At 38.2% G+C, this 17,072-nt stretch carries 15 protein-coding genes; 8 read left to right on the top strand and 7 right to left on the bottom strand.

Translation table 11 applies throughout. The annotated features are described in order from the left end of the window. Positions 1-254: 254 nt before the first annotated feature. Genes HQN86_RS24845 through HQN86_RS24835 form a run of 3 tightly spaced genes read left to right on the top strand, consistent with a single transcriptional unit; the run spans position 255 to position 4,416 of the window. Positions 255-2,981 carry a sensor histidine kinase gene (locus HQN86_RS24845; RefSeq protein WP_172663539.1) on the top strand — a complete coding sequence of 909 codons (2,727 nt, stop codon included), beginning with the start codon at positions 255-257 and terminating at the stop codon, positions 2,979-2,981. Further along, positions 2,971-3,861: a hypothetical protein gene (locus tag HQN86_RS24840; protein WP_172663538.1), complete on the top strand. Its 891-nt coding sequence runs from the start codon at positions 2,971-2,973 to the stop codon at positions 3,859-3,861. The genes HQN86_RS24845 and HQN86_RS24840 overlap by 11 nt, the downstream gene beginning before the upstream one ends. 9 nt (positions 3,862-3,870) lie before the next feature. Continuing rightward, positions 3,871-4,416: a hypothetical protein gene (locus HQN86_RS24835; RefSeq protein ID WP_172663537.1), complete on the top strand. Its 546-nt coding sequence runs from the start codon at positions 3,871-3,873 to the stop codon at positions 4,414-4,416. 14 nt (positions 4,417-4,430) lie between these two features. Here HQN86_RS24835 and HQN86_RS24830 read toward each other — a convergent pair whose 3' ends face one another. Genes HQN86_RS24830 through HQN86_RS24820 form a run of 3 tightly spaced genes read right to left on the bottom strand, consistent with a single transcriptional unit; the run spans position 4,431 to position 8,861 of the window. After that, positions 4,431-4,898, bottom strand: coding sequence for a type II toxin-antitoxin system death-on-curing family toxin (locus HQN86_RS24830; protein ID WP_172663536.1), 468 nt, complete (start codon positions 4,896-4,898; stop codon positions 4,431-4,433). 3 nt (positions 4,899-4,901) lie between these two features. Continuing rightward, positions 4,902-5,933, bottom strand: coding sequence for a DNA-binding protein (locus HQN86_RS24825; RefSeq protein WP_172663535.1), 1,032 nt, complete (start codon positions 5,931-5,933; stop codon positions 4,902-4,904). Positions 5,934-5,945: 12 nt separating this feature from the next. Beyond that, a complete protein-coding gene (locus HQN86_RS24820) occupies positions 5,946-8,861 on the bottom strand; it encodes an ATP-dependent helicase (RefSeq protein ID WP_172663534.1) in 2,916 nt (971 codons plus the stop codon). Between the two features lie 57 nt (positions 8,862-8,918). Here HQN86_RS24820 and HQN86_RS24815 point away from each other — a divergent pair, with 57 nt between their 5' ends. Further along, complete coding sequence (locus HQN86_RS24815) at positions 8,919-9,989, top strand: DNA cytosine methyltransferase (protein ID WP_216854509.1); 1,071 nt, start codon at positions 8,919-8,921, stop codon at positions 9,987-9,989. On the opposite strand, the gene HQN86_RS24810 is transcribed toward HQN86_RS24815, so the two are convergent. From HQN86_RS24810 to HQN86_RS24795, 4 genes are all read right to left on the bottom strand, one after another. Continuing rightward, the gene (locus tag HQN86_RS24810; protein ID WP_317171752.1) at positions 9,970-10,389 is read right to left on the bottom strand and encodes a very short patch repair endonuclease; all 420 of its coding nucleotides are present in this window, start codon (positions 10,387-10,389) and stop codon (positions 9,970-9,972) included. The genes HQN86_RS24815 and HQN86_RS24810 overlap by 20 nt on opposite strands. 392 nt (positions 10,390-10,781) lie before the next feature. Then, the gene (locus HQN86_RS24805; protein WP_172663533.1) at positions 10,782-11,369 is read right to left on the bottom strand and encodes a hypothetical protein; all 588 of its coding nucleotides are present in this window, start codon (positions 11,367-11,369) and stop codon (positions 10,782-10,784) included. Then, positions 11,348-11,503: a hypothetical protein gene (locus tag HQN86_RS24800; RefSeq protein ID WP_172663532.1), complete on the bottom strand. Its 156-nt coding sequence runs from the start codon at positions 11,501-11,503 to the stop codon at positions 11,348-11,350. Before HQN86_RS24800 ends, HQN86_RS24805 begins: the two co-directional genes overlap by 22 nt. A 10-nt stretch (positions 11,504-11,513) precedes the next feature. Then, complete coding sequence (locus tag HQN86_RS24795) at positions 11,514-11,732, bottom strand: hypothetical protein (protein WP_172663531.1); 219 nt, start codon at positions 11,730-11,732, stop codon at positions 11,514-11,516. Between the two features lie 527 nt (positions 11,733-12,259). On the opposite strand from HQN86_RS24795, the gene HQN86_RS24790 reads away from it, so the two are divergent. From HQN86_RS24790 to HQN86_RS24775, 4 genes are all read left to right on the top strand, one after another. After that, complete coding sequence (locus HQN86_RS24790) at positions 12,260-14,041, top strand: hydroxysqualene dehydroxylase (protein ID WP_172663530.1); 1,782 nt, start codon at positions 12,260-12,262, stop codon at positions 14,039-14,041. Position 14,042: 1 nt separating this feature from the next. Further along, the gene (locus HQN86_RS24785; protein WP_172663529.1) at positions 14,043-15,278 is read left to right on the top strand and encodes a sensor histidine kinase; all 1,236 of its coding nucleotides are present in this window, start codon (positions 14,043-14,045) and stop codon (positions 15,276-15,278) included. Next, a complete protein-coding gene (locus HQN86_RS24780) occupies positions 15,275-15,913 on the top strand; it encodes a response regulator transcription factor (RefSeq protein ID WP_172663528.1) in 639 nt (212 codons plus the stop codon). Before HQN86_RS24785 ends, HQN86_RS24780 begins: the two co-directional genes overlap by 4 nt. Positions 15,914-16,019: 106 nt before the next feature. Beyond that, entirely contained in the window at positions 16,020-17,069 is a 1,050-nt protein-coding gene (locus HQN86_RS24775; protein WP_172663527.1) for a hypothetical protein, read from the top strand. Positions 17,070-17,072 lie beyond the last annotated feature (3 nt).

The raw sequence follows: 17,072 nt of genomic DNA, 5'->3' as shown, positions 1-17,072 counted from the left end.
TTCCGAGGAACGGCATAGCATAATGCAATCCTACCGGCGATTGATACTAAATAGTTCACTGGGAAGTCATAATCCTCAAACACTATTTTGTTTTTTCTGGCAGTGCAATCAGCTTGTTCAGAGAAAAGGCACAAATCAATCCTTTATTAAAAAGACTGGTTTGGGATTATTTAACAAATGGTTAATATTCACTATCTTTCTGCCAAATCTGCATCTATCCAAAACGGAGAATAATAAGTAGCTTTACAAGAGTTATGGCAAAAAGGAATTGTTTAATATTATCGCAATACAGGGAAGGTGATCAGTACAATGACTTCATTGGAAAATACTATCATTTCCCAGCTACCAACAAAAAGAATTATCTAAAACAATTTGAATCTCTACCGATCGAATTCGCTTATTATGAACCTGAAAAAAAAGGCGAAGGGGTTTTTTACGGATATGGAAGAATAGAAAAACCCCCTTTCTTGGACAAGAAAACCAGTAATCATTATTTCGTAGAAATATCTGATTACAAGCCGTTTGCAAAGCCAGTGTTTTTTAAAAATGAAAACGGAGAAATACTTGAAAAAACACATAATCCGGAATATTACAACGCCAGCAATGCTGTTAGAAAAATTTGGCCATTTTTTTTAGATGAACTTTGTCTCGATGGCGGAGTGCTTTTGAATTTCAAAGCTGATGCCCATCTTGTTCAGGTTCTTGGTGAACAGCTTATAGCTTCTGAACGAGTTGGCATTTTGGAATTAGTTAAAAATGCATTTGACGCGGGAGCGTCATATTGCAACGTCATGATTGAGAACATCCCCAATCTACCACCTGTCTCTACTGAACTTTATGAATTCAACGAATTCAATGGCCCTGTGATTGTAATTGAAGATGACGGAGTGGGGATGACCAAAGAACAAATTGAATTGGGTTGGCTTAGACCTGCTTCTACGTTAAAGACCAATGTAAAACAAAGGTTGAAAATTGAAAAAGAGAAGGCCCGACAAATGGGGCAACTTGATACATTTGAAAACTTCATTAAATTACTTAAAGAAGAGCATAAAGGCAGAATACCTCTAGGCGAAAAAGGTGTTGGTAGATTTGCTACGCATAGGCTAGGGAGTAAGTTGATTCTAAAATCAAAAACAGTTGATAACGACTACGAATTCGTATTAAGGATTAATTGGGACGATTTTGATTCTGCAGATGGTATTCCCAAAGATCTCGATTCAATCGGGCTTTCGCTGACTCGACAACCCCTTTCTCGAGACTACGGTATAAGAAATTCTGGAACACAGTTAATAATTTACGGGGGTAGAGAGGGGCTAGAATTGACCGAGGAAGAAATTCGAGAGATAAATAATACTATATTAAAACTGAATAGCCCGAATCCGTCTCCGTTAGCAGCACAGCAAAGCTTTACAGCATCTTTCAAATGTGTTCAAGTAATGAATTTAACAGTGTGGCCACAATCGGAAAGAGATGATTATGTTTTTCAAATTTATGGAATAGTTGATTCTCAGGGTGTTTTTGAATACGATTATAAATTTAATCCACCATACAATGATAAAATCCCTTTAAACGGATTTGAGAAGACTAATGAACGTGTCGATATAAAGAAACATAATAAAAATTATTTTTTGAAGGAGATTAACGGTAAGCGGCTTTGGAAAATCCCTACCTGCGGTTCCTTTTATATACACATTAATGTCTGGTATAGGGCTAGGCCTTGGGTTGACGGTATTGAAAAAGCTTTTTTAGATTATTTGGAAGAGTACGGAGGATTATCAATATTTCGTGATGGTATAAATGTCTATCCTGCTGAATGGGGTGCAAAGTATGACTGGCTAAAGCTAAGACAAGATCAAATTTCTCAGGCAAAACGGATTTCTTATTATCATATGATTGGGAATATAGAGATTGAACAATCAAACAACATTGAGCTAATTGATAAGACTAATCGAGAAGGGATGATAATGAACTCTGCATTTCATGACTTGTCCGCATTAACAAGAGCAGTAGTAAAATTTGTGGAGTTAGATTATATGGGGAAAAGAGAAGAACTAACAAAACTTACTGGTGGATTAATCAGAGAACCTAGAACACTTAATGACTATTCCAAGCAGTCCTCTAGGATTATTAAAAATATTCACAATAGATATGACATTGCTTCCGATCCATATTTGCTTTTAGAAGAATTGGGAGATCTATCTCTCAGAAAACAGAAATTAGTCGATCTTGAAAACTCATCTAAAAATCTTCAGAAGAACTTAGATGCAATGACACAAGTACAGGACATGCTTACGGAACAGGCTGGCTTTGGATTGGGGATTGCGGTAGCTCTGCATGAAATTAATAAGGTGGCTTCAAATTTTTACTATGGTATCCTTGAGGTGTTAAGAAAAAAACAATTCAATCAGGTTAAATTAGAGGATCTCAAAAACACTTCTGAAGCATTAGGTTCAGAATTAATGCGGATTAGTCCTTTAAGAGCATTAAGAAATGAAAAAGAAGCAACTTTTCTAATTTCCGAATCTATCGATTATGTAAGGTCAATTTTCGAATGGCAATTCAGTAAATTTGATATTGAATTTTCCTACAATAAGGATCAAGACTTCGAAATAACAACAAGATATGGAGCCGTAAATCAAATACTTACAAACATGATCGACAACTCATGTTACTGGCTAGACGATCCGGAAATTTTAGACAGGAAGATTAAACTAGTCTTGGACCGTAGTCACCGAACCGTTATTGTGGCCGACAGTGGACCTGGCATAGAAGAATCGTTACTTCCTTATTTATTTCAACCTGGATATAGCCTTAAAGAACCTCAAAGCGGGCTGGGATTATATGTTTGCAAGCATTATATGAATCAAATGAAGAAAAGAGGAGACATCTATTTAGTAAAGGAAAAAGACCGAATCACTAATTTTCCCGGCGCTCAGTTTCTCCTGGATTTTTCTAAAGTAATAGCTAATCATGAAGACTAAACCTGTAAACGTTTTTATAATAGACGATGAATTCCCTAAAATTCCCGAATTTAGAAAATCGGGGATCTATAACTCTGCTATCTCTAAAGATAATCTTTTTCATCTTGCGGTAAATAGCGATTGGGTACATTTAGCGGAATTACAACAATTAATTATAGATATTATTTCGAGTGAAGCATCGGAAGAGGGACTAATTGATCTATTTGGTTTCAGTACTCCTACTCAAGCTCTACAAGGCTTAGAAGAAAATTTTATGCCGGATATAATTATATATGATTGGGAATATCCAAATGCCCAAATCTATAGTCAAAATGCCAAAAACTGGTTAATAGATTTGTTAAAAAGCACAACCGCATTTATTTTTGTATATTCAAAAAAGGGAGATGAGCTGCCCAAACTATTGAATACGAAAGAATTCATACCTTTTGTCGAGAGATTTCAGCTGTTCGTAAAAAGCCGTAAGAATAAATCGACTTTTTCATCTGAAGAATTCATATTACAATATATTATTGGCTCGGCAAAAGATAGCGGTAGTATCAAAATCTCTGGGATACCAATAAAATTCACCTCAAATAATTATTTAGATAAAGCGAGCGACATTTTATTCCTACAAAGGATATTAGGAAATGAATACGTTCTTGAGGAAATGAATAAAATTGATTTTATAATCAACGCATCGTCTGTCGAAAAAGTACTAAATGACGCTAAGCTTTTTCTTTATATAAATCGCATGAAAGGATACCTAATTACACCCGACAATCATTTGTTAAAAGATAAACAATTAGATTTCCTGGAAAAGATTTCCTATGTGGATATTCTCAAAGAATTTTCCATTGACCAACTCGAAGAAACTTTAGAAAAAGGATTTTTAAATATCTAAATAAATTATATGCCAGCGCTCCAGCCTAATCATATCGAAGGTTTATCACCTCTTATTTTTGCATTTGAAGGGCAAAAAAATAAAGACAGGAATATCGACGTCCTAGAAGGAGAAAAAGAAAATGATCTTTTTTTTGATTTCATTTCTGACGGAAGGAATAATGGATATCCTAAACAATTTCACAATCATCTTTTGGTGAGTGACGAGGAACTCGAGACAAAAAAAATAAAAAATGGCAATAGTTATCCTTTAAAATGTTTTTTATGGGTTATCGATCAGGAGAGTATCAAAATTATTTGGGAAATGACTACTAATATAAAAAGGAAGTCATTGGTTCCTAAAAAACCTTATGTCTGTCATACGAATATAACCGGAATTGAAGGGAAAGCATATATAGGAGGGGAATTGTATTTCTGTGAAAACGGAGAGATTTATGTAAATTTTAATTCTGGACGCTTTGGAATCGTAGCAAGTGAAGAAAAAAAAAGAATGGCTATACAGTACATTAAAGATTGTGAATTCAAGAATGTAGTGAGAGTTGATTTCCAATTATAGCAGTTGTAAATTAACTAAAACATATTGTCCTCTTCATCTTCTGGTTGAATTGGTATTGAAATAGCGTCTATTAACTTTATCTGCAATTCTTCGTTGTAATCTTCTTCGATGAGTATAGAGCAAATAACCTCGTGCAGCAGCTCCTTATTGATTCTATTGTCTGCCACGTGAACTGCAATATTTTCCATTTCTGAAATAAATTTAGACCCCAAAATGCCTAAACCGTTAATTTCTAAAAAATAGCCTCCAAGGGCAATACTTGTTCTTTTATTGCCGTCATTAAAAGCATGGCCTTTATTAACCGAATAAACTAAATGTGTTAATTTATCCTCGAATTCAGGATAATAAAGATCACTTTGTATGTGCTCGAGTACACTTTCCAATAGGAAAATATCCCGTTCTCCCAGTAAGCCACCTGATAACTCAATAATAAACTTATGAGTTGCCTTGGCATGTGTTAAATCAAAATAATTGCACACCATTACTTACCTATCCTTTAGTCTTTGAAACACCTCTTTATTCTGGCTTAAAGTATCTTCAAGTGCCATGCTTCGTTCACCTAAAAATTTCTCAAAATCCTCAGAGTTAAGGTATGTAATATAGTTTTTCAATTTTTCATGCATTGCATCCCTTAGCGCCATATCTCTGCTTGCCATTATGCTTCTTGCTTTTTCAATTAAGGGAAGATATAATGCCTCCGATTGAAGTTCAAATTCTCTGAATAACGAATTTGCTTCGGATAGCTTTAATTTCCTGTTGTACTGTTCGGAAGTTTTCTTAAGATTGCTACTAAAACCATTTTCATAGCTGGCTATTAGATCAAGGACCTCAGAATACATTGTAGATCTGACACTTTCGTTATAATTTAAATTTAGAATTTGCCGATATTCTTTAGCATTTTCTTTAAATATGCTTTTATATATTTTATCCGTTAATTGAGAATATTTAAATTTATTTGGTTCGATAAATTCATCAATAGCATTAGTAAATGCCTCTCTGTAGTTGTATTCTCTTATTGCACTTGAAACAAACTCTTCTTCTCGTTGATTAATATATTTTGTTTTTCCTCCTACTTTCTTATTTAGTGTATCAATAACAATATTCAATACCAAAGTTCGTAACAGCTTAGCATTATCGCTATCCGTAAGTAACATTCCCAGATTTAGAAATGCTTTGAACGAAAATATTCCCAGGCTAGGTGCGAATTTATCAATCCCGAGTTCTGGAAGGTCAACGACATGTTTGTCGCCAACCTTTAGCAGCTTGAAAATTTTAAGTTCATTTCCTTGAATAATCTCGTAGCCGCTTTCTTTAAATTCTTGAACATTGCTTTCAATGTATCGCTCAACGGTTCTATCGTCTACTTCATAAAAAGTCGCAACTTGCCGCTTAGTAAATCTATATTTACCTTCGAAAATTATGCCCGGAAATGAAAGTTCTTTATATATTTCCTTTAACGCCGGATTATTATTTAGAACATTCTTTCTGTGAATATTTGAACTTGTTAAATCCTTCATGTTACAAAAATACTAAAATTGTGCTTCTTCGTAATCGCTAAAAGCAGCTACCATAATACTTTCATTACCATTAGGACCCGGTATGCTAATAGGGGACGGCATTTCTTTTACCGAAAAATCACTTGCTATTTTCGGACAAATAAGCTTAAAATCACAATCTCCACATTTAGAAAAGCTTGGTCTAAAGGGGAAATCTTGATTTAATATTCTGTCCACTGCCCATCTAATATTCTCAACTGCAGATTCTATATCCATGTCATCAATTGGAATATCAATCCTCTGGTTGGCCTTTAACAAATGAACTGAACCCGTTTTTGCATTTTCATTAAGTACGATTTTAGAAGCATAAGCATATAACTGAACCTGCAAGGAAAGATTAATCCAAAAATACGGATCTGGATCCTTAGGATGATCCATGGACTTAAAATCAATAACCTTGGCCTCCAAGATCGCACCATTAACGTCTTCTTTTAAAAGTAAATCTATTGCTCCGGTAATTACTGCATTTCCGGCCTTGATTTCAAAACTTTGTTCTAATTGTCGCATCTGTACGAAATCGTCAGGATAATCTTTGGCATAATTCCCTACGATTTCCTTTGACTTTGCCTTAGCGTTTTCGAATGGTCCTTTCCTCTCAGGATCATTGGATGCAAAAACATGCTTTAGATGAAAAATATCTTCTACAGCTTGTATCCCGTCATCCTTGGTAGGCTTAGAATTAGAAAATTGCTTGTGAAGTTTATTTATTGCAGCATGGGTAGTCAAACCAAATCCAAATAATTCTGGCACGGCCGGACTAAAGCCGAATATCTTTCGATATTTATACTTCATAGGACATTCCAGATAATCTTTAATCTCCGTAAAACTAGTTGGCATCGAATTATCATCAATTCTTCTTTTCTCTGCTATTTTCTCAAGACCATTAGGTAAGCTGGTGGCATCGACAGTGATTTCAGAATGGTTTAGTCTAAGCTTAAATTCCGATTGCTTCTTTGGCCTTTTTAATCCCGGATGATTTTCGCTGCCAGTAACATACAATATCCGTTCTGCTCGTGTTAATGCCGTATAAAATAATCTAGCTTCACCATAAATATCCGTCGAATATAATCTTTTGTCTAACGCTTCCTGTATCACTGAATGCGGTAAAAATCCCCGATATTGAGAATTGCTAACCGGGAATCTCTGCTGCACTACATCAACAATGAAAACAACGGGAAACTCTAACCCCTTCATCTTATGTACAGTAGAAATCGTAACGGAGTCCGGTTTAGAAAACAAATCAATTTGGGTTACATCATAACCGGTTTCCGCAACGTTTTGCAAAAAATTAAGAACGCTTGTAAATCTCCATGAGTCGTCAATACTTACAAAGACCTTTTCAACATCTAAAATTATACTGCTAAAAACACCTAAGTCTCTTAAAACATGATCATCAAATTTGGTTTTATGAACCCCAAAAGCATTTAACAATTCGTGAATTAGCTCTTGAGGGTAAACTTTTCGACGCGCTCCACCCATCGGAGTATGTATTTTAGTATTCCAGTTGCCAATTATCTTTGCTAATTCGCGAAAATTTGCATGAGGAAAATGTAATATGATTTCTTCATCAAAGAATTTTTTCAGCTCTTCTCTTGTAACCCCCGGTTCTCTTAAAAGCTCCATGGTCCCCCTTAGTACAGTTCCGTACGGCCTTGTAAAGATGCTTCCTTCTGCCTCTATCGAATAACTAATGTTCGCATTGGTCAAAGCCTGAGTATACACGCTATGTCTGGCCGGATCTCCGTTTCTTGTTCCTCCTGATACTGACCTCATCAATATGGCGAAATCGGCCTTTGTCAGTCCGCGTTCCGATCCATTTTCAACGTACTTTGTTCCTAACAGGTCCTTTATTCTGCCTGCGATCCATTCTGCTTCCTCTATTGGATTATCAAACCATAGATTTCCTAAATGTCTAACATTTCCATCACTGTGAGAAATGGGTGATTTACTTATGCGGGTGGTAGAAAGAATGTTTGTTATAAAATTATCGGCAGTTTCGACAATAGCCCTAGTACTTCTAAAGTTTTCAGACAAAGTATGAATACTGCTATTCGGATATCTGACGCTAAATTCAATTATGTTATTAACATCAGCACCTCTCCATGCGTAAATTGATTGGTCATCATCACCTACTACTATTAGGGTTTCAATTAAATTATAGATGCCTTTAATTAACTTCTCTTGTGAAGGATTAACATCTTGATACTCATCAACGAGTAGATGTTTGACGTTTTGCAAGGCTAACCCTACCGAACGATCCTTAGCTTCCAGTGCCTCAACCACCAACCTTATCATTAAAGAAAAATCGATATACTGATCTTTATCTAATAATGAATATAATTTTTTAAGGGTATCAGCAATATAAGGATCGTGTACATCTAGATCTTCAAACGAAATCATTTCATCATTTGCTATTTTCCAACAATTTGAAACTTCGTTGATTGTTGCAAACATTCCTAGATTTTTTGAAGCCCTAACATCTTGCACACTTAGTTTCGGGTACCGGCTTAAGATGAATAATTTTAATCTGTTTTCATCCAGGACATCAAATTGTCTATATTTAGGATCCATCTCACCCAGAAGATGCTGACAATAGGAGTGTATGGTTCCGATAGACATTGCCCCCACAAGGATCGGAGAAAATCCGCATTTTTCTAATGCTTCGGCAACTCGTCGTTTAATTGATTCTGCTGCCTTTTCAGTAAAGGTAAATGCAACTATACTCTCTGCACTAGCCCCCTCTGCTATTAATCTTGCTATTCTATAAGCCAATGTCCTGGACTTCCCAGATCCGGCACACGCTAAGCATAAAATCTCTTTATTGTTGTCAATCACAGCTTTATACTGTTCCTCTGTAAGTTCTGCCTTTAAAATTTGGTTAATTGACATGGATCTTCGTATTTTTACTAAAATAAAGATTACATTTTACTTTCATTCTATTTTTTTGTGTTTAAACTAAAATATTCTAGTATAGATCTATTTTCAGGAGTCGGAGGCTTAACTCAGGGTATGCATGAAGCTGGCTTCGAGACAAAAGTGGCTATAGAAATCTTAGATTATGCCGTTAAAGGCTTTAAGCTGAATCACAAAAAAACCCATGTTATAGATAAAGACATTCGCAAAATCACATCTGAAGAAATCAGAGAAAAATTGGATGGTGAAACTTTACATCTCCTCGCAGGATGCCCGCCATGTCAGGGATTTTCATCTATGAGGCGCTTAAATGGGAAAAATGTTAGAGATGACAGAAACAATTTAGTCCTAGAATATTTAAGGATGGTTCGAGAACTTCTGCCGTATACTATAATGATGGAAAACGTTCCCGCGCTTAAAGATTATTATTTGTTTAAAAAAGTGGTTTCCGAATTAAAAAAACTTGGCTACTATATCGATATCGATGTTGTGAATGTTAAAGACTATGGTGTTCCGCAACAAAGAAGGAGATTGGTGTTAATTGGCTCTCGATTGGCACCCATAAAAATTGCCGAGCCTTCGAAGAAGAAAGTCACCGTAAGGGCCGCAATAGGTAAAATGGAGTCGATTACAACCACGATTGATCCCTTACACAAAATCATAGCAAATCATACTGTTAAAGTATTAGATCGTATAAAACTAACGCCTAAAGATGGGGGGAGCTGGAAGGACCTTCCTAAAGAATACCAGTTAAAATGTCATGCTAAAGAGAATGTTGGTTTTAATGACGTTTACGGCCGCTTAAGATGGGATGATTATTCCACGACCATAACAGGGGGGTGCCTCAACCCTTCAAAAGGAAGATTTTTGCATCCGGAAGAAAATAGAGTTATTACACCTCGTGAGGCGGCATTAATACAATCATTTCCGAAAAACTATAAATTTCCGCTTGACATACCAAAACAAGCGTTGGCATTGCTTATTGGTAATGCATTGCCACCGGCATTCAGCCTAATACAATCGGCTAATATAAAAACGCATTTAGATAAATATCTAAATGAAAACATTTGCTTAAATAAAGGAGCTAGCCAATCTTCTGCTTAATAGTATTAATTAGCTGATCTAGTAGTTGAGTCCTTTTTTCTTTTATTTTTAAGCCACATGCCCAAAATGTAATAACGGCCCAGCCCCTTTTAAGAAGGGAGTGTTTATTAATATTATCCCTCGCTATAGTTTTTTTTATTTTTTCATCCCACCACGCAGTTCTCGTCTTTGGAAGTGTAGAATATTTACATCCTTCGTGCCCGTGCCAGAAACAGCCATTAACGAATATAACGGTTTTGTACTTTGGCAATACAATATCGGGTTTACCGGGTAACTGCTTAACGTGTAATTTATATCTAAACCCCTGGGAGTACAGAAATTTTCTTACTATTAATTCCGGTTTTGTATTTTTGCTTTTAACCCGACTCATATTGTAGGATCGGACTTGCTCTGAATGAATATCTGATATAGTGTATATTTATAGAATGTGTTCCCTTAGCTTAGGACGAAAGCTATTGCCCTGGAATTGCTTGCTGTTTTCAGCGTCCGAGAATTCACCATAGTTCTTCATAGCTTATCTCCGGCATCTTTTATGATGCGGACTTTATGTTTAAAAGTTAGCTTATGGGGAATGACTACCTTAAATATAATCATTATCCAGATCAATAATGATGGATGGGATTCCACTGTTTTCTCCAATCGGAAATCAAAAATGACTCGGTAGGTACTATCATCTACACTATATTATGTATAGCGATTCAGTAATTTGATTACGAGAGCCTTATAGGTGACTGGTTTAATTTAAAAAGGTAATCGGTAAAATAACAAAAAATCTGTTATTTTGCAATATCCTTAGGGGGCTAAATTCGAGATGTTTATCGCCCACCAGCCGCCAATTACCCAGTTGATAATACAAATCATCAGCGCGCTGTATGCAGAGAAGGCCAGTTCTTTTTTTGATGCGCTAAGCTGAAATATGCTAAGGAATAATAGTATTGACATTCCTAAGGAAATCCAGGTGGTGGTATCTGTTTTTTGCATGGTATAAATGTCGATTCCCAGAAAGGTTTTTTTGTGGGTATTCAATCTTTTTTGCATTCCGGCAAAGATAAAACCGCCTTCGCTGCCATTTGTCACTTCTTCCCAAACAGTTGCCTTTTGAATGTCGCTTGGGCTTTTTGCTTGTAGTTTATCAATGCGCTGATTTAAAATTAATGCAAAATAGAAATGCGCGATGGTATATGCGGCAAGAATAATCCAGATTTTTTTCCATGGTATTTCAACATCTAGTTTTGGAACTTTAAAGGCTTTTTTATCCGGTGAGAAAAACTTGGTTCCGACGATGAGTAACAGAAGGCCGCCGCTTACCAGCATAAACGTGTTTAGGTTGCCTACGGCGGAATAAATGCCATTGATGATTATTTCAGATTTTCCTTCCATTTTGATAACTTTTTGATTATAAAATTTATTCCTTCATAAATCCCATAAATAACATACCCAACAGTAGCAACGGCTGCTATTCCCATAATTATGAAGAGTATTATTTCGAAACCTGGTGGTGCTGATCCGGTCATAATTCAATGATTAAGAGTGTTTAAGTTTAACTGTATCTACTAGGTTGGCCTTTGAAAATATCGGCAACCTGGTGAGCATTTGCTTTTGCTGTTTGTCTTTTTTTACTGAGCCTGCTGTGGCGTCATTGCAAAATTCTTCCCTTTGGGTGGCTGTCATGGCATGGCCAGGTGAGTAAAGAATTGGGTAGTAAGGAGCCGGGACGTCGAAGGACTTTTTGGTTGTCATCATTTCTCTGAGGTTAATTTAGGTTCAGGCAGCTATTTAGAAATAAGTGAATACTTTTAAAAGTAGAACTTTTTTGCTGGTATCTGTCGGTAAATGAGTTGTTTAAAGCTAGGTAAATGTTTTAATAATGAGGTGAATATGTTTCGAAGTTGTTCGATTGTGTAATTTTTATCACACATTGCTGTGAAAATGGAATGGATCGAAGAAATGCATTAGGCTCTGCTGTCGGAATAAAAATGAGTGTGTTTATCAAATTTCTTTACCTGAGGTCTATTCCTGAGGGATTTAGTGCCGGTAAGTTGTTGTTAAATTAGGGAGTTTGTTTAAAAATCAGTTAGATAGAGGAAGCTTGTTTTAGACGAATCCAATGAAATTAGCTTTTGTTTTTGGCTATTTAATATTAAATATTTTAATTTTAAATAAATTTTATCGGTTGATTTTGGCTTGCTTCAGCTTGTTTGCTTAATAATATTGAGATAATTATAAGTTTTAAGTTAAAAGACTTAACTTCAGTTTCTTAGACCAAACTCATGAATAAACGCGTACTCATTATGGGTGGAGGGGTTGCCGGGATGAGTGCTGCCCATGAACTCATCGAAAGGGGATTCAGTGTCCTGGTGCTGGAAAAGAATAAAATGCTTCCGGGAGGGAAGGCCCGGAGTATCCCGGTTCCGGACTCTGCCAGTACCGGAAAACAGGAGTTGCCGGGTGAGCATGGATTTCGTTTCTTTCCGGGTTTCTACCGCCATATTATCCATACGATGGACAGGATACCTTATCCTGATATTCATTCCAATGCAAAAGTGAGTGGGAATCTGGTGGCCTGCCCGAATATGATGATGACCCGGATGGGCAAGCTTCCTATAGTACTCCCTTCACATCTGCCCAGGTCTTTAAAGGACTTGAAAGAAATGCTGAAAACACTTCAGGGGATAGAGACGGGACTGACTAAAGCAGAAACTGAGTTGATTGCGCGTAAGCTTTGGCAGTTGCTGACAAGTTGCCGGGAACGCAGAATCGATGAATACGAACGGACGGGCTGGTGGGAATTTACGGAGGCAGCAGTAAATAGCGAGAATTACCGAACGGTTTTTGTCGAGGGGCTTACGCGTACTTTGGTCGCGGCTAAAGCAGAAACATGTAATACCAAAACCAACGGGGATGTGCTCATCCAGATGATGCTCTGTATCACCAATCCCAGAATCGAAAATGACCGTATCCTGAACGGGCCGACAAATGAAAAATGGCTTTTTCCCTGGTTAGCCTATCTGCAGAGTAAAGGCGTTGATTATCGGTTTGGTGCCGAAGTAACAAAAATTGAAACCAGCGGAAGGCTGGTGTGTGGGGTGAGGGCGAAAGTAAACAATACAGAAGAGCAGTTCCAGGCTGATTATTACCTGTGTGCGATGCCTGTGGAACGGGCTGCCCTGATTACCAATACCCCTGCGATGCTGTCCCTGGACCCAAATCTTTCCTTCATCAGCAAGCTTGCGCCTTCAGTGGCATGGATGAACGGGATGCAGTTTTTTCTTCGACATGATGTACCGATTGTAAAAGGACATATCATTCTTGCAGACACACCCTGGGCACTTACGGCTATATCCCAGGTGCAATTTTGGGATGTTGATATTTCAGATTACGGAAAAGGGGATGTCAGAGGTATAATTTCTGTTGATGTATCCAACTGGGAAAACAAGGGAATTATTTTTAAACTTCCGGCAAAAGAGTGTTCAAGGGAGGAGGCATTAACGGAAGTCTGGGAGCAGATGAAGATGTCTTTCAATGTCGAGGAGGAATTAATTCGTGATGAAGACCTGATAATGGGGTATGTGGATGAAAGTATTGTGTTTTCGGAGGTCCTTTTGCGACTGGCCAAATCAGGAAAAAGATCTGATCCCAAAACAGGCGGATCCCGGTCGTTTCCTGGTTATGGCAACAACAGGGTTACCAGTAATGAAGAGCCTTTATTAGTTAATGAAATCAATACATGGTCCATCAGAAGTGATTCCAGGACAGCCATTGGGAATTTTTTCCTTGCAGCGGATTACGTCAGGACTTTTACAGACCTGGCCACAATGGAAGGGGCAAACGAGGCCGCAAGAAGGGCTGTCAACAATATTATAGAACATAGTGGTACAAGGGCGGAATTTTGCGGGGTATGGGATCTTCATGAGCCTAAATGGCTATTGTATTATCAGTGGAAAGACCGGAAGCGGTTCCGTCAGGGGCTTCCTTGGAAATTGAAAGAACCATGGTTTGGGCCTGTTTTTAATTTCTTTTTAAACATACTTCGGAAACTTAAACTCATATAATATGTTTAAACGTATCTTCCTTTATCTTATTCCCCGGCATGCAGCGGAAAATCCCGATTTGCTCCGTCGGTATCGGCTGATCTTGAGCATCATCATGATCACTGTGGTCTTTGATTTTGATTATGCCTTTACTACCATAAGTATAGGTATGAAAGCGGGTACGACCATGCTTTTTATTGCAGCAACGATACATCTTTTGCTTATTTATGCGGTGAAGAAAAATGTTAACCTGCAGGTTGTCAGTAATATATATATATTAACCGGGGTGTCCGCAATTGTCGTTTCTATCGTCCATTCCGGAGGTTTTTCCTCACCTGTGCTGCCATGGCTTGCCACCTCTCCGGTAATGGCCTTGCTTATGGGAGGGCGCCGGACAGGTATTGCCTGGCTGGTTGTCAATACCTTGTTGATCCTGTTTTTTGCATTTTCGATTAAGATGGGGATCCGTTTTCCGATAAATTACAACCTGGGGTGGAGAGATAATTTGAGCCTGAATTGTGTATTGGGACTGATCATGATCATATTTTTTGTTTCACTCGTTTTCGAAAACGGGAAAAATGCGGCCATTAAACGCCTTGAAGTAAAAAGCCTCCTTTTAGCAGAGGAAAAAAAGAAAAACGCCCTTTATCAAATTTCCCAGGAAATCCATGATGGGGTAGGCCAGACGCTTTCGATCATTAAGCTCAATCTGCACCTGCTGGACAGCAGGCCGGAACAGATGCCTCCTGATAATGTCAAGGAAACGCTCGCGTTAGCGGGGAAGGCGATTCAGGACCTGCGCAACATATCAAACAATCTTTATGCGGAAAACCTCAGTGAATTTGATCTTGGAAATGCAATACTCGAAGATATCGACCATATCAGGAAAATAGGGACGATAAAAGCGTCTGTGATCATTACAGGAACCCCTTATTTACTGGATGCAAGGACAGCATTTATCCTTTATCGGGTATCAAGGGAGGCAATGAATAATGCCCTGAAACACAGTGGCGCATCAAGCATAGAAGTTGAAATGGATTTTAGTGATGAATTTTCACTTACCGTTTCAGATAATGGCTGCGGGATGGATACCACGTTTTCCGGTCATCCAGGTCAGGGGATGGTGAGTATGAGGGAGCGCATGCAGCTTTTGGGTGGATCATTTGAGGTAAGGCAGAATCCCTCGGGTGGAACACGCTTGACCGCAAGGATCCTTGCTGAGGGGATTGGAAGGGACCTTTTAAAAGTAGTATCATGATCAAAATAGGTATCGCTGATGATCATCTGTTATTTCTGAAGGCACTTTCGCTGCTGATAAATTCGATTCCCGGATTTACTGTGGTGATCCAGGCGCTCGACGGATCAATTATGATCCAGGAGCTCGAACATTCCGGGATCAAACCGGATATCATTTTACTTGACGTACGTATGCCGATCATGAACGGCCCTGAGACTGCCGCCGCTATAAAAAATAAATACCCGGATATAAAACTGGTCGCGCTTTCAATGAATGATGATGATACCTCGGTGATTGCGATGCTTAAGGCGGGCTGCTGTGCCTTTCTATTGAAGGATATACACCCTGATAAACTGCGTGATGCCCTGTCTGATGTACATGATCTTGGCTACTATAATGCTGATGCAATAAACAGGCACCTGAGGAATCTTATGGCAAGGGGCGAGACATCTCAAAAACTGTTGCTCTCGGATCGTGAAAAGGCTTTCTTAAAACTCGCCTGTAGCGACATGACCTATAAACAGATTGCATCGATTATGTGCCTTTCAGAAAAAACGATTGATGGTTACCGGGAGTCTATCTTTATAAAACTGAATGTGAAAAGCAGGGTAGGGATGGCATTGGAAGCCATCAGGCATAATCTTGTTGCCATATAATCAGTCTGGCTTCGTGAAAAACAGGAAATTTCCGGTATGATTTAGGGGGAATTTCCTGTGGACTGGTCTGTTATGCTGCCATACTTTTGGGTCAAATGATCCAATCATGTTTAAACATAACCAATCAAAAAAAACAGACCGAAATGGTTTCTGGCTGTTTGGGCTTATTGTACTTACGATAGCCCTTTTATTTTTGTTCCCCTGCTTAAGAGATACAAAGATTCCCAGGATTGATGCAAAGATATTTGCTGGCCTTTCACTGCAGGTTATTTCCCTATTGGTTACCTGGTGCGTATTCTGGCTGATCATTAAAATCTTCGGTAAGACTAACTTTAAAGAAGGGGCAATGAACTTTCTCATCGGCGACGATGGAACATACAGCCTTGGGCGACTCCAGGCTCTTGTCTGGGCTGTGGTTATTATCTCTGTACAGCTTTCTGAGCTTTTCGCGCTCACTTTTAATAAAGGGGGAAACCTTTTTCATCTTTATCAGCCGGTATTTTCCGAATCTGCCATGTGGCTGCTCGGACTTAGCCTTTCGAGCTATATTGCGGTAAAACAGATTACCCTTGACAAGGCCGCAAAGGCACCCCGTTCCTGGAACTATCATACGGAGAAAGGTAAATGGGAAGATATCCTGATGGGAGAAAACGGACTTGATTTCAGCAGGTGTCAAATGTTGCTATGGACAATTCTTGCAATTGCCGTCTTTCTCTCCAAATCTTACCTGTTCAACCAGGAACTGCTTTTCTCCAACATCGAAGGGGTCAATAAGGTCTACAATAACTTTTTTGAAGAGTATAACCAGAAACTGCTCCCTTCGCAGGGTGCAGAGGTCTTTGTCCCTTATTTGCCCTGGTCTTTCGTGGTATTGATGGGCCTGAGCCAGGGTGCATACATTGCTAAAAAGCTTGTTCCGACTTTTAAGTGGGAGGAGGTCAAAGCCTTGAAAATGAATGACCTCAACAGCAGGTTGAAGGAAATAGAAGATCAAAAAGAAGATCTGGCGGAAATCCTGGCGATGAGTGCCAAAGGCGTCACCCAATTAGACCTTTTAAGCAAAGAAAAAATAGAAAGTAAAATAACCATTCTTTCTGACCAGGCAAATAAGATTGCCAGTGAAATTAGTGAAATCGAAGGTCTGTTAAATCAATAAGCT

Origin of the sequence: Pedobacter panaciterrae (genome assembly GCF_013204795.1) — a bacterium.
Classification (GTDB): domain Bacteria; phylum Bacteroidota; class Bacteroidia; order Sphingobacteriales; family Sphingobacteriaceae; genus Pedobacter; species Pedobacter panaciterrae.
The sequence above is the reverse complement of the archived record's forward strand: the minus strand, read 5'-3'. Positions and strand labels throughout refer to the sequence as shown.